14 protein-coding genes and 2 tRNA genes are annotated in these 13,585 nt (G+C 37.3%); all 16 read right to left on the reverse strand.

From position 1 onward, the window contains the following. Window positions 1-115: 115 nt before the first annotated feature. The 16 genes from KTE19_RS05235 to KTE19_RS05315 all read right to left on the reverse strand — a co-directional run bounded on the left by KTE19_RS05235 (window position 116) and on the right by KTE19_RS05315 (window position 13,582). Window positions 116-187, reverse strand: a tRNA-Gln gene (locus KTE19_RS05235). Between the two features lie 9 nt (window positions 188-196). Continuing rightward, a tRNA-Tyr gene (locus KTE19_RS05240) sits at window positions 197-279 on the reverse strand. Window positions 280-350: 71 nt separating this feature from the next. Beyond that, complete coding sequence (locus KTE19_RS05245) at window positions 351-1,172, reverse strand: metallophosphoesterase (protein ID WP_217341767.1); 822 nt, start codon at window positions 1,170-1,172, stop codon at window positions 351-353. 61 nt (window positions 1,173-1,233) lie between these two features. Continuing rightward, window positions 1,234-2,724, reverse strand: coding sequence for a peptide MFS transporter (locus KTE19_RS05250; protein ID WP_217162498.1), 1,491 nt, complete (start codon window positions 2,722-2,724; stop codon window positions 1,234-1,236). 191 nt (window positions 2,725-2,915) lie between these two features. After that, window positions 2,916-3,227: a PTS lactose/cellobiose transporter subunit IIA gene (locus KTE19_RS05255; protein WP_217341768.1), complete on the reverse strand. Its 312-nt coding sequence runs from the start codon at window positions 3,225-3,227 to the stop codon at window positions 2,916-2,918. Then, complete coding sequence (locus KTE19_RS05260; RefSeq protein ID WP_217162500.1) at window positions 3,227-3,544, reverse strand: PTS sugar transporter subunit IIB; 318 nt, start codon at window positions 3,542-3,544, stop codon at window positions 3,227-3,229. Before KTE19_RS05260 ends, KTE19_RS05255 begins: the two co-directional genes overlap by 1 nt. A 633-nt stretch (window positions 3,545-4,177) precedes the next feature. Continuing rightward, complete coding sequence (locus KTE19_RS05265; RefSeq protein WP_217341769.1) at window positions 4,178-4,429, reverse strand: hemolysin XhlA family protein; 252 nt, start codon at window positions 4,427-4,429, stop codon at window positions 4,178-4,180. Beyond that, entirely contained in the window at window positions 4,429-5,253 is an 825-nt protein-coding gene (locus KTE19_RS05270) for a GH25 family lysozyme (RefSeq protein WP_217341770.1), read from the reverse strand. Before KTE19_RS05270 ends, KTE19_RS05265 begins: the two co-directional genes overlap by 1 nt. Window positions 5,254-5,265: 12 nt before the next feature. Beyond that, window positions 5,266-5,733: a hypothetical protein gene (locus tag KTE19_RS05275; protein WP_217341771.1), complete on the reverse strand. Its 468-nt coding sequence runs from the start codon at window positions 5,731-5,733 to the stop codon at window positions 5,266-5,268. Between the two features lie 408 nt (window positions 5,734-6,141). Next, the gene (locus KTE19_RS05280) at window positions 6,142-6,315 is read right to left on the reverse strand and encodes an XkdX family protein (RefSeq protein ID WP_008857027.1); all 174 of its coding nucleotides are present in this window, start codon (window positions 6,313-6,315) and stop codon (window positions 6,142-6,144) included. Window positions 6,316-6,332: 17 nt separating this feature from the next. Further along, on the reverse strand, window positions 6,333-6,743 hold the full coding sequence (locus KTE19_RS05285; RefSeq protein WP_217341772.1) for a hypothetical protein: 411 nt from the start codon (window positions 6,741-6,743) through the stop codon (window positions 6,333-6,335). A gap of 224 nt (window positions 6,744-6,967) precedes the next feature. Then, on the reverse strand, window positions 6,968-9,118 hold the full coding sequence (locus KTE19_RS13930) for a phage baseplate upper protein (RefSeq protein WP_249778590.1): 2,151 nt from the start codon (window positions 9,116-9,118) through the stop codon (window positions 6,968-6,970). After that, window positions 9,111-9,251, reverse strand: coding sequence for a hypothetical protein (locus KTE19_RS05300; RefSeq protein ID WP_008214398.1), 141 nt, complete (start codon window positions 9,249-9,251; stop codon window positions 9,111-9,113). Before KTE19_RS05300 ends, KTE19_RS13930 begins: the two co-directional genes overlap by 8 nt. 9 nt (window positions 9,252-9,260) lie before the next feature. Then, on the reverse strand, window positions 9,261-10,205 hold the full coding sequence (locus tag KTE19_RS05305; protein WP_249778591.1) for a hypothetical protein: 945 nt from the start codon (window positions 10,203-10,205) through the stop codon (window positions 9,261-9,263). Next, a complete protein-coding gene (locus KTE19_RS05310; RefSeq protein WP_217341773.1) occupies window positions 10,202-12,784 on the reverse strand; it encodes a phage tail spike protein in 2,583 nt (860 codons plus the stop codon). Before KTE19_RS05310 ends, KTE19_RS05305 begins: the two co-directional genes overlap by 4 nt. Before the next feature lie 48 nt (window positions 12,785-12,832). After that, window positions 12,833-13,582 (reverse strand): phage distal tail protein, encoded by a 750-nt coding sequence (locus KTE19_RS05315; protein ID WP_217162510.1) that lies wholly within the window; start codon window positions 13,580-13,582, stop codon window positions 12,833-12,835. Between the last annotated feature and the right edge of the window lie 3 nt (window positions 13,583-13,585).

A 13,585-nucleotide genomic window follows, 5' to 3' on the forward strand; every position in this document is an offset into this window, starting at 1 on the left:
GTCAAAACAAAAAGAGCCCTAATCACAAAGTGATTAGAACTCGAATTTAGTTTCACCAACAACAGTTGACGAAGAGCCCTTTTGACAACCTATAAAAACGGGAGAAAACCAAAAATTGGGCTAGCTGGGTTCGAACCAGCGCATCACGGGATCAAAACCCGTTGCCTTACCTCTTGGCTATAGCCCAAAAATAAAATGGAGGGGAGTGGATTCGAACCACCGAACCCGAAGGAGCGGATTTACAGTCCGCCGCGTTTAGCCAGACTTCGCTACCCCTCCAGCATTGTGTTTGCTATCAAACCAACGAGTATTATAATACAAAATTTTTCGGCCACCGTCAAGCGCAATATTCAATTTATTTGAATAAATTTGAGTTGGCGTTGCCATTCTGTTATGAAATCAGCACTTTGCCATTCGTTATGATGGTGATTGTGGTATCCAACGGCGCCATTGTAATACCAAGTTGCCTTAATTTTCGTTGGTACATATCGATTATGAATGTGACCAAAAATCACAGAATTAACCGCATATTGGTCAATAAGTGCCTGAAATCTGATACTTCCCATCATTGCATTTGCCATATTCCAAAAGCGAAAATCTTTTGTATATCGAATAAACTTTTGGTTCGGGACAAAGTGCGTCATCACAATCACCTTTTTCGAGGCATTTTTGGCCGCTATGAGCTGTTTCTCCAATTCTTGAAGGACGATGTCCTCGCGCTCAATATCGCTCATAGGTTGCGAAATTTGGCTATCTATCCAATACGTCTGCTTCCAGTGATAAAAATCTGATTCTGATTTAGCAACATTGCTGGCAAATGAGTAGTCATACCACCCGTTAATCCCGATAATCCTGATATCAGTGTTGGGAATATCAACAAATCGATTGTTAATATATCCAGGCCACCTCCCCTTTTCAAGTTCTTCATAAGTAACGTTTCTGATCATGTCATGATTTCCGGCAATAAACAAAACATTGGTCGATACCACTTTCCTCTTCAGATCATGCACATATGCCAAGACTTTCTCAAAATTATTGAACATGTCACCTGCAATCAAGTAATAATCTACGTAATGCTCATTCAAGTATGCGGCTTGCTGTTCAATAATTCGGTTAATATCAACTTTATTGATGTCAAAATGATCGTCGCTAGATGCAACTATTTTTACCATATTCTTCTCCCATAATTAAAAGTGTTATCCCAGAAAGGATAACACTTTTTGTTGATCGCTATTAGTTAACGCCTTCCATAAGTCGTTTAACCGGCTTGACAAGGAACGCCAGGATGACTCCAGCAACAATTGCGCAAATTCCAATGATCAAGAAATAATTAATTTCATTATCAGGCGTATAGTACTTAACAATTTGTGAGTTAATTGCTTGTCCAGCCGCGTCGGCTAAGAACCACATACTCATCATTTGAGATTCAAAAGCTTTTGGTGCAAGTTTTGTCGTTACAGAAAGGCCAATTGGCGAGATTAACAACTCCGCAACTTCAACAATTGCCCAGCTACCAACTAACCACAACGGACTTACGCGAGCGGAAGTTCCGAACAAAGAAACTGGCAGGATCATGAAAATATACGATAACCCGGCAATCACCATTCCTAAAGAGAATTTAGAAGGCGAACTAGGTTGCTTCTTCCCTAATTTAATCCACAACCATGCAAAGAATGGCGTATAGAGCATAATAAATGCGGGGTTTAATGACTGGTAGAAACCAGCTCGAATTTGGAAACCAAAAAAGTTATTATTGGTTTGATTCTGCGCAAACAAAGCTAAAACAACTGATCCCTGCTCTTCAATGGCCCAAAAAATCGTTGCAGCAATGAATAATGGAATATAAGCAATAACTCGAGAACGTTCAGTACTTGAAATTTTCTTGCTGGAAATAATAATGACAAAGTAAATAATTGGGGTGGCAATCGCAATGAGACTAAGTAAGGTGATAAATGTACTTAGTGACAAGGTCCCCATCACTTGCATCAATAACAATACTAATCCAAAGACGACCACGCCAACGCCAATCCGAAACGATAACTTTTTAACGTCTTCAGGTTCAAGCGGATCAGATGGATAAAGGCTCGTACTTGGCAAGTGCTTCTTACCACCACGGATATACTGTAGGAGACCGAAAAACATCCCAATAGCAGCCAAAGAAAAACCAAGGTGGAAGTTGTAACTCATTCCCAGCCAGCTAACTAGGATTGGTGAAATAAACGACCCTAAGTTAATCCCAAACACAAAGATCGTAAATCCAGAATCTCGTCGGTTATCATACTCAGTATATAACCCACCAACCATCTCAGAAATATTTGGCTTTAATAGACCGGTTCCCAAGGTGATTAAAACGATTGAGGCAAATAACGCAATCCGTCCTAATGGCATTGAGAGAGCAATGTGGCCAAACATAATCAGGACACCACCATAGAATACAGTTCTCCGACTTCCTAAAATACGGTCACTAATGAAACCACCGGCAACAGAAGTCAAGTAAACCAACGATCCATAGATGGACATGATTGATGCAGCAAGTGGTTGTGAAAAGCCCAAACCACCTTTACTGATACTGAAATACATGTAAAATAACAGGATTGCCCGCATTCCGTAGTAACTAAAGCGCTCCCACATTTCAGTATAGAATAACGTCGATAATCCTCTTGGTTGGCCAAAGAATGAGCTGTCAGCTCGTCTTTCCTGGTCAGTTTGTTCATGTTGTTGCATGTGATACCCTCCAAAAAATAAATCTAATCCACCTTAACACGTGTTAACTGGATTAGATCATTCATTAATAATTGTTCTTTAAAGCTTATCAAAGATCAAACCATAACAACTATTATATTCCAGAATGGAAGGTAATTCAATGACGGCAGAATATCGACCAGTATTTTTTGAGAAAAATAAAATCAACCTGTTTATTGACTTATTCTTATCAACGGAATTAATTTGGTCAATAAGAAATAAATTGTTTCAGTATTCATCAGTGTGTCTTGTGCGTGGGTGAACAGCACCGAGTATTGCAAATTATCTACATATTTAATTGCTTTGTTTTGCTCATTATGCGCCTTTATGAGCCATTTATGAGCTTTCTCGAATTGTGCAGGTACATCGTCTTTTTTATATGTAGATAATGAGATTGTATCAATTGTTTGGTTAAGAATCTGCTTGGCTTTTCCCGAATAGGTCAACATGAGCATTGAGATTTGATCTAATTCATTTTCATCCATTAAACTGCCTTTGCAGACTTAAATTGATTGAGAATGAACTTGACGAGCTTTTCGCCGTTAGCCCAACCATATACTTCATCAGGAATTGTTAAAAGGTTGGCTTTACCGTCAAGCAATTCAAGCTCCTTTTCGTGATAAGTGGCCTGTGGTGCTACCAAGACCAAATCAACACCGTCATTCAAATGTTGCGCCGCATTTTCAAAATCACTTGGTATTAAATTAATATCTGCCTGATAGTTCTCAATAAATAATTTAGCTGACTTAACTAAAAAATTACTAGAAATTCCATCTTCGCAAACGAGTAAAATATTTTTCATTATAAAAATCCCCTTTTCTTTTATTACCTATACAGAATAACAAATATATTGGTATACCACAAGGGGATATTCGGATTTATTAATGCACAAGTTCTTTTATATAAAGCAGTTTAGATATTTATTCGTTCTATACCAATTATAACGTTTTTACATGTACCAATTATAAGTGCTGCTATGAGTCGCTAGTATGGGTACGGCTTCGCTTTTCCTGGATGTTAATTCTGGCGTTTTTAATTGATTCACAATTAAAAATTAGTACTTTTTCAACACAAGCACTTTCTTTGGCCCTACAATATTTAAAGAAGCAGCGTGTAGATAAGACAAAAACAAAAAAAGGCCCCTAATCCCTTCTTAATTAAAAGGACTAAGAGTGTCTTCTTCTGTCATAAAAAACTGACTATAATCATTGATGCCGACTGCAGGCACAAGTGCCCCTTACAAACGTTGATATAAAGGCATTTATAATTTTAATTGACCGTTATTTGACCGTTATTAGCTATTTTGTCCTCAAAAATGATAGTTCAATAACCAAAAGCTAATATATGCATAATATTATCAAAAGCACAAAATAATATTAATTAATATATACCAATATATGTATTCCCCCCCATAATCATTCAAGGGGGATTCATCTCACATAAATTTCTCAATTAAATAAATAATCAACGGTACAATAATTCCCGCTGCCACTAAAGAAATTAATGCATAGTTAATATGTGTAAGATTATCAATTCGATGTTCATTTTCAATAGACTTAGCCAAAGCTTTATCTGTTTTAGCATTCAAATCAGCCTGATCATTCAGCTGTTGTTTAATGGAAGAAATATCTTCTTTAATGCCAATGAGCATTTTAGTCATATTAATTTCGTCAGGAATTTCCACCATTACTTATCACCAGCCTTTACTGCAAAAATAAATTTAACTTTATCTTTGTTTGCTGTATAGTAACCAGTCGGTGTAGAAAGGCGATAAATTTCACCATATTTTATTGGGGTAGCATAGAATCGGCTTCCTTTAATCAGACGTGTATGACGTTTAGATTTGAATTGGACGTCGTTAAATTGGTGAATTACGCTTTGCGTTGCTTCGTATAAACCCGGTGTTTGATAATATTCCGGTTTAGCAGGTTTAATAACTACCCCACTTCCGGACAGTGAACCATCAAAATCTAAGCTGGCGTCAACCTTTAATCCATCATAGTTATCGGTATATTGCCAAGCATTCACATTATCAATTCCCGGTTGACTAACGCCATACGCTGCTACCCAAATATGTTTATCAATAAGTTTCGCTCGATCAATTCGCTTTTCAGCAAACCATGAACCGGATCCATAAGTAATAACGTTGGTAAATCCGTTGGCTTTTAACTCCTTTAAAAAGGCATTTACTTCGGCTGTGGTCTTCCAAGGAAGGTCTTGTGCTTCCACATCTAGGGCCAAAACTGTGGATTTATCCAACCCAAAGCTTTTTACCCAAGCTAAGAAATACTTAGCTTCTGATGAACCATGACCATGAAAGAAATGATAAACACTCACAGTACCAAATACTTTGAATCCGTTAGCCACTTGTTCTCTAGCTTTAGGGTTAATGTATCCAGTGCCTTCCGTCAACTTAACCACCGTGGTATCAATTCCGTGACTTTTTAAAAATTTCATGTAGGTCTCAGAACTGCCTTGGTAAACAGATAAATCAGCAACCTTTTTTGTCATTTTCGTCACTTCCTACTTTTGTTCAGATGATTGGGATTCATTAAATACTTCCGGATCGTCATCGACTGGAACGTCGGGTGTAACGTCATTTGTAGGCGCCGGAGTAACAGGTGCTTTGTGATTATCTCCCTTTAGAGTGTGTTTATAATACTGGTAAGCTTGTTCTGCTAATCCTTCAATTGTTTCTGCTTTAAAATTAAAGCCGGACTCTTTTAAGCCAGAATCAACAAATTGATTGACCACTTTTTTACGATCAGAGTTACTTAAAGCAGGCATACTTGCCACCACAGGAACGAAAGCATTCGCTAATTTCAAGCCTAATTCCATCCCTTGCTTGATATGAGTATTCTTTTCAGTTTTAATTTTAGCTTCAATCAACGGTTTAACCAATTTGTAAGTTGCTGGAATTACAGCAATTAAAAAAGCAACCAATCCGGTTGCTTTAAAGGAATTTAAAATATTTAATATTTGTGTATACATAGGACAACCTCCATAGAATCATAAATTTGTGTAAAAGAAAACGCCCCGCTTTAAAGGGCGTCCTCAATTCATATCATATTGAAGAACATGAAATTCCTTCTTGGAGGAATGGAATTCCACAAACACTTTGTATCACGATTATATAGTCGTAACAACTAATTATTAAAAACAAACACGCCCATCTTATGACGGGCGTGTATACATCACATACATTGAGGGGAACGTATGAGCAAATAAGCATGGGGCATTCATAAATGCTCAGATGAATGTTCGAATGCATAGACATTATAGGGGTTAATGCCTACGAAAATAATTATACCACTGTTCCAAAAGAGTGACGGACTTTAATTTAATTAAACTTGCATTCCGAAAAACGTCTACATGTGAGTGTACTCAACTGACCGTCAATTAAGAAGCAGTTGATGAATTTTCCACCCCTGTGTCATAATTCTTACCAGTAATATCAGTAAACTGATCTTTTGTTAATTCATTCCAACCAACGAACAGTTTCAATTTATCATAAGACAACCAACCGTTATCATATTCAATTTTAAGCATTCCATGCCAATCAATATTAAACATTATATTACCTCCTTTTATTAAGCTGGTGAATTAGTTGTATTTGCTGCTGGTACAGCAGTTGCTTTTTCAGAAGCATTTAATTGAGTTTGAATATTTTGTAGTTCTCCGAGAATTTGTCCTTGAACCACTGAAATGTTACTTACCAAAGCTCCCAATTGTGAATCAGTTTGCGTACCTGTCGATTGCAAAGATTGTAATTGAGTTTGTAAAGTTGTTACATCTGTACTTACTTGATCCAATGAAACGCTTGGTAAGTTACCTGGATTAAGCAATTTTTGATTTGTTGAATCGTATCTGAATTTATCTGGATATTGAGCAAACTGATTAATCCACGAATCTAAAACGAACACCTTTGTATAACCATCGGTTTCAACCTTTTTATAATCAGTGACAAACCCATTTGAATCAAACGTAATATAAATGAACATTATTTATTATCTCCTTTTTAATTTAACCATAAACAAAAGGTCTACCTGAATAGATAAAATTAATATACCAAGAATTATATTAATAACTTATCATAATAGACTCTAGCAAATCCATTATTTGTATCAGAATTTATATAAGGGTGACCAGTAGGTCCTATCCCAGTTAAAATCGCCCCACTAAAACCTATGTTATTATCTTCTTGATCCTGTGACGCAAATTACTTCTAATGAATTGGAATTGTTAAATTAATACCTATGAACTCATTTACACCTTCTCCAAAACCTGCGCTAATTCCTCCAGGATAATAATTATTAAAATCTAAAGAGTATTCACCACCTTGGGGGCGATAATAATTGTGATGATATTGAATACCTTTAGGAAGAGAATTGTAGCCCCTATCACTAATAATTGATTGCACGTTTAGCATTAGTTCCGGCGAACCATCACTGTTTTTAGGTCCAACAGTCCCCATTGTGTAAAGGACACCATTGAATATTTTGTAGTAAGCATTCAGCTGTAAATTTGAATTGCTAGGAAAGGCTATCCAACCACTATCATCAGCAGCCGACAACTGATTAACAGTGGCGACATCGATACCTCCTTTCTGCAAGCCTGCTGTAAAGTTGGCTGGTTTTGTAGTATTTGCCATGTTTGCTGTTGCAGTGTTCACTGCCTTACCAACATCCGTTGTGGTTGCCACGTCAATTCCAGACTTTTGAAGTTTTCTCGTAAAGTTAGTATCCTGTCCCGTTCGTGCTAGGTCACTTGGCAAACTGCTTGCTAGTAGTAGCGGATTATTGTTGACCGTTGGAACGGTATCGAAATTGTTTGTGCCAGATAGGTGAGCTACTTTGCTATTATCAGCAGGTGTGTAACCAATTTTATCTTGTTTGGCGTTAACCTCTTCAATTCCCGCTACATCACTAGCAGGTTTACGCATATCTGTACTGTGAACAACTTTACTATCATCTGCTTTATCTTCTGGGGCAGGTGTCCAATCAGTAGCGATTGAACCTTTTTCAATTTTTAAACAGGAATAAAATGCGTTTTGGCTCATGTTATTCGTCAAAATATAGGCTTGGACATCTGAAGTATTATCATCAATGCTTATAGAACACCAACTTAGGCCATTAGCATTATAGGCAACACTATTCCCATAAGCTTTTGCTAAAATCTTCCCACTTTTGTCAAGAGTCTGTAGATTAAGTTGTGCTGACCCTCGTAATAAATTACTTACGTGGTCAGCATTGTTAATCATCACAGACGCACATAAAGTCCCACCAAGACTTTTGTCATATTTAATATCAGCAACTTGCATATTCCAATTGTTGGCTTGAACTACCTGATTGCTAGTACCCAACAACAGGTTTCGTCCACCAATTGTATCTGATAACTTATTATATGGCTGTACCCGAACTCCATTAAGTTGTTCAGTACCATTTTTGTTATCAGTAACTTTAGTGTTTAAAGCATTGTTCATATCAGCCACTTTTACATAATCAGCTAAATCAGGCGTAATACTCCCCATATTTTGCCATGAACCATCTATCCAAATATATAAGTCCGTTCCAACTAAGTAACCATCACCCTGGTTGTTACCCGTTGTGGGTAAATTTTCCTCTTTATCAGCTTTCCCCCTAACAACCAAACCATTTCCTTGTTTTCCTTGTGGGCCAACTGGTCCAATTGGCCCCTGACTACCGGTGTCACCTCGGCTGGAAACAAAATTAATCTCTTTAGTCGTCCCGTCATCGTAGATAAAAATAATTTTAGTCCACAGATAAGGAAGTTGATCAGTTGTTGCCAAAATAGTATCTGACCAGCCCCCTGTGGGAACTGTAACTGGTGAATCACTTAACTGATACTGATTGTTGGCAGACTTAATACCATTACCAGGGTTACCTTGGTCACCCTTATGCACATTGTGGACTGCATTCTCCATTTGGTTACTTAGATCATCAAATTGTTGCTGAAAATCATTTAAAGTGATTGTCGGAATTACTTCACCAGTATCACTCATTAGGTTCTCTTCAATTGAAAATCCTAACGTTCCATCACTTGGAAAGATAGCCTGTGTACCATCATTCATAGTAACCCAAACTTCAATATCATAATCATCCGGAACCAATGTGTTCATAATATCCTGATTAATTGGAAAACTTAGTGTTCCACCAAGCGGACTAGTTACAGTGGTTAAATCAATAGTTTGTTGCATGATATATCCATCGTCATTAGCTATTTTAACCAGAATTGACTTAGCATTAGTTAAATCAAAGGCCACCCCGTCGGCCGTGAGTGCCAGATTAAAAGCAGTGGTTGTATCTAAATATTTAACCACATCATTATCATCCGTGAATGCGAGTTCCTTACTCATTAGTTTTCACCTTCTTTCTAAGCTGATTATTTTCAATTTTTAATAACGCAATTTGTTGATTTTTTGCTGCCATATCTTGACTGTACTCATTAACTAATTGGTTAATTAAATCCTGCGCGTTAATATCATTCATCAGATCACCTTACTTATTCTTCTTCCTCTTCAATTCACTTTTAATATCACTAATTTCACTGCGAATCCTACTAATGTCACCATCAATCCTATTAATATCACCATGAATCCCACTAACTTCACCATCATTATTAGGTTTACCATCGATCCGCTGAATTTCCTTAAGTAAATTGGTCCCATGTGAGTAAACCCCGCCGGCATGAATGTCAATACCATCTTCACCACCATCAGAACCTCCTTCAAAATACAAAGCTCCATAATCAATGCTGTGAATTATGTGTCGAGATTTTATTTGAATGTTATTTGAAATGGTAATAGCAGGCCAATTAATATTCGTAGACCAAATAGTTCCTGTTCCACCACCACCAGACATTTTAATTTGTTCTGGTTGAATATCAGCCTTATAATTTCCATCAGAGATTGAAATTCCTGATTCATTAATCCAAACATCTTTTTTTACATATCCATTAAATATATCGTTTCCATAATAACTGTCATGAAACCCGTTCTGATCTAACCAATAATTAGTATTTCCATTTGTTAACGACAAAGATGAACCAGAAATACTGCCACCTTTAATGATTGATGAGTCAACTTCCACAGAGTTCAAATATCCGGCTTCAATGGTTCCTAAATCAGCAGTTAATGCTGAAAGCTGTCCAACTGACAAAGCTGTTTGAGACATTTTGGTCTTAACCCAATCAGATCCATCATAAGTATACATTTCACTAGTTATATGATTACTGTCTTGAACATACCAAATATCACCTTCGTCATGGGTTTTCCCATCATCAAATGGTTCTTGAGATGAAACAGTGATTTTCCCATCCAACGATGTTTTAACCTTACCCGCTTCATCAGCTGCAGAATTAGCGGCACTTTTGGCATCGTCAGAAGCTTGCTGGGCAAGTTTAGCATTTTCATCAATATTTAACGTCCCCGTTGCAATAATCAATTGTTATCACCATCCTCAATTTTGGTTCCTTCACCAGTTGATTCATCCCCATCTTCATCACTATCTGAACTTGCATCCGAATCATCCGCATTATCATTTCCAGCAATTACTGGTTGTTCAGCTTCATCATTTTCACCTTCATCTTGTTCAGGATATTCAACAACTAAGTCTTTAGAATCATCACGGATTTTAAGTGGAGCCGTATATAATGCACTATGAGCAATAGACACAGTGTGTGCATCATCCCTATATTCAGAAACGTTAAAGCCAACAATTAACCTAGAATTATTAACATCTTCATATATGCCCTCCGGCTCCAAATGACCGCCATTTTCCAACGGCACTGTTAACTTAATATCCTGCATTGGTTCCACCACATAATCAAATACCATTGACTGTGTAATTAAGTTAATACACATAACATGTTTGTCATCAGCATTGTTAGCATCACCCGCCGTAAAAAAAGCAAATGGATAACTAATCCCATTTGCCTGAAGAGTGTTATAAGCGCCATTATTAGTGGTTCCAGCTGGTAATGGCTTCCACTTAAAATCTTGCAATTTAAATTCAATGATTGGTTTGAAGTTTCCTGCCTGTAAATCGCTTATCTGACAAACATATACTTTCCCACTCGTCGTACTTCCCAGCCACAGATTATTTTTCAAATCAACTGCAACTCGAAAATATTGTTTTACTTGGCACCAATTGGTTATGTTACTGGCACTCGTATTTGCTTGGTAAGGAAGAGTTACTAAATAATATTTCCCATCATTCTGATCTTTTATTTCTGTATAGATCGTATTGGAACTTTCATCATAGCCAAACGATCCGCAATGGCCACCTCCAGTTACAAACATCATGCTTTGTAATGTTCCATCGGCATTCCATTTAATAAACTCACAATCTGAATGACTTTTATCTTTAGTGTAGTGATAACTAGACAATACTGAACCATCGCTCAATAAATATGAAAATTGTAAGGCCCCAATATGCTGATCACCATTAAAATCTTTGTTGGCGGCATCTTTCGTTTCCCAAAGCTTATTCCAGGAACCATCAGCTGAATTGCTGGTATCAATCCACATCTCTGCCTCATCTTTCACATAAGTATCATCAATGGTGACTAATAGTGTCCCGACAAATGGTGGTTCAATCGTAACTTGATAACCATCTTTTGCATGGTCAGCTTCCCAGCCAATATCACGGGTGCCATCCATATTAATTTTTTGCCAATTAAAAGCTTGCGGTGCCAGATAAGAGGTTACATTCTCACCTTCAATAAATAGTCTTGCAATCACCCGTTTGGAAGTATCCGTGTTATACCAAGTTGAACCTAACGGCGTAATCAAACTGACTGTGGCTGCATTGGCATTCTCTCGGGCTTCTTCAAATAGTTTCTTAACGTGATCATTCCAACGCTGTTCCATATTGCGAATAAACGCCGGCGTAATTACTTTAACTGTACTGAACTCACCTAATACAACTTTATTTTGACTTGGGTCACTTTCTGAGGTAGTTTGCTGAATGACTCTTGCCTCCGTGGTTAAAATCGGGTTCATAGATAAATCAATCACCTTAATAGTATCGCCCAAGTTAGCTTGAAAATCTTGAGTAACCTCCACAGCATAGTTAATTCGTGGATGATTGTACAATCTTAATTCCCGCAATCCCCAATCAAGTAATGCTTTAGGTTCAGTAATAGTGTCACTAGTAATCGTTCCTTCCAGCCAGGTGTTCTGATCAGTGTTATAAAGAGAATTTGCTGAAACGTCAGTAATATAATTCTTACCATTATTAACCTCTGCAATTGAAGCATTATTTGCGCCCACAATGTAAAGCTTGGTTACTAAATTAGTATCAACTGTTTCTCGTTGGACAGATAACATGTTTTGCCCATAGGTAATTGACTTACCTTCATCTTCTCCCAATTGATCAGCTAATTCTAAAATCAGGTCAGTCACAATACCATTAGTGTCAATATGGCAATAAGCATCAGCTTCCGCATCGTAAGTTGATAGAACCGTCTGTAAGGCAGCTTGACTAGAAGACGTTCCATCAAAATTAATATCGGCAAATAATCCCGAAGAACAATTATTTTGTAAGTCCCAACCGGTATCTGCCATGATCCATTGCATGGCTTGATCTAATTTACAATCTTTAATTTCTTTTTGGGGTGGAATGGTCTTATTTAGTTTATAGATTGCTAGGTTAATAGCATCCACCGTTACTAAGTGAGCCCCACTAGTGGCATCAATAGTTTCATCAACCTGATAAATTCGATAAATACGCCAATGATTATGCACATCATCATACACAGCAACACTATTACCAACCGTTAAGTATTGAGCCGCAGGGGCACTTTGCAACATGGTTAGTCCTGTTAATGTATCATTCCAGCTTTTGGAGTTAGCATTTGGATCCGTACTATTAAAAGTGCTAACGCCAGTAATACCATCATCCGAGTTACTGTTATCATCGGCAATTTGGCGTTCAACTACTTCACCCCAAAACGGGTTGGCGTCTGAATTAGTCGATAACGTGGCAACTCGCTTTAAATTTTTATCCAGGATAATATACAAATCTCTAACCTCCTTATTTATGTATGAAAAAAGTAGCCGCTTTCGTGACTACTTAATTGCTGGTCGATATTCAATTGTTACATCAGCATTTTTGGGATCCGGGACAAAGTGTAGAGCTTGTGGAACCCCACCGGTTAATTTAGGGAAGGTCGATAACCATGAAACGTATTTATCGGCCGGCTTTCCATCAATAGTAACTTTATTGTTGGCCGTATCAATAATAATTTCTTGACCAGCCTTGGCAATAATATGTGGTGTATCATCCGGATCAGTAGAGCCATCACTGCGCCATTCTTCATAATTGGTTAAAGCTTCATAATCTGACTTATACGCCACCACTGGATTAACTAAGTCCTCTTTAATATCATGCTTACCAAAGAAAACGCCTAAGTTGGCTAAAGCAAAACCAAACTTACCGGATTTATCCAACTTTTCCTTATGCATGTGAGTTTTATGGGTATTATTAACACTATATGGTTCACCAGTTTTAGGATCCCACTGGTTAATTTCTGCTACCCAATTGTCGTAAACTTTACCAGACTTATCCGATTTTTTCTGTCGTTCAAGAATAAATTCACCATAAAAGTTCGAATATGCGTCCTTATTCATATAAGAGGTTTCAGTTACATATTCCTTTTCCTTTTTCTTCTTTGTCGTAGCTTTGGGGGCTGATGTCTTTTTGCCTCCTTTACTACTACTTTTCTTACCACCCTTTTTTGCTTTTACAACTCGTTTCTTTTTAGTCTTAGTTTTCTTACGCTTTTTTCGTTTCCTTCGAGCAAAGAATTGTAAATTCATTTT

Source organism: Lentilactobacillus dabitei (assembly GCF_019061365.1).
Classification (GTDB): Bacteria; Bacillota; Bacilli; order Lactobacillales; family Lactobacillaceae; genus Lentilactobacillus; species Lentilactobacillus dabitei.

Coding starts and splice junctions, on each gene's coding strand:
- KTE19_RS05250 (WP_217162498.1), bottom strand. CDS start 2,724: ATGCAACAACATGAACAAACTGACCAGGAAAGACGAGCTGACAGCTCA.
- KTE19_RS05260 (WP_217162500.1), bottom strand. CDS start 3,544: ATGAAAAATATTTTACTCGTTTGCGAAGATGGAATTTCTAGTAATTTT.
- KTE19_RS05245 (WP_217341767.1), bottom strand. CDS start 1,172: ATGGTAAAAATAGTTGCATCTAGCGACGATCATTTTGACATCAATAAA.
- KTE19_RS05280 (WP_008857027.1), bottom strand. CDS start 6,315: ATGTTTAATATTGATTGGCATGGAATGCTTAAAATTGAATATGATAAC.
- KTE19_RS05300 (WP_008214398.1), bottom strand. CDS start 9,251: ATGAATGATATTAACGCGCAGGATTTAATTAACCAATTAGTTAATGAG.
- KTE19_RS05285 (WP_217341772.1), bottom strand. CDS start 6,743: ATGTTCATTTATATTACGTTTGATTCAAATGGGTTTGTCACTGATTAT.
- KTE19_RS13930 (WP_249778590.1), bottom strand. CDS start 9,118: ATGAGTAAGGAACTCGCATTCACGGATGATAATGATGTGGTTAAATAT.
- KTE19_RS05275 (WP_217341771.1), bottom strand. CDS start 5,733: ATGTATACACAAATATTAAATATTTTAAATTCCTTTAAAGCAACCGGA.
- KTE19_RS05265 (WP_217341769.1), bottom strand. CDS start 4,429: ATGGTGGAAATTCCTGACGAAATTAATATGACTAAAATGCTCATTGGC.
- KTE19_RS05255 (WP_217341768.1), bottom strand. CDS start 3,227: ATGGATGAAAATGAATTAGATCAAATCTCAATGCTCATGTTGACCTAT.
- KTE19_RS05270 (WP_217341770.1), bottom strand. CDS start 5,253: ATGACAAAAAAGGTTGCTGATTTATCTGTTTACCAAGGCAGTTCTGAG.
- KTE19_RS05315 (WP_217162510.1), bottom strand. CDS start 13,582: ATGAATTTACAATTCTTTGCTCGAAGGAAACGAAAAAAGCGTAAGAAA.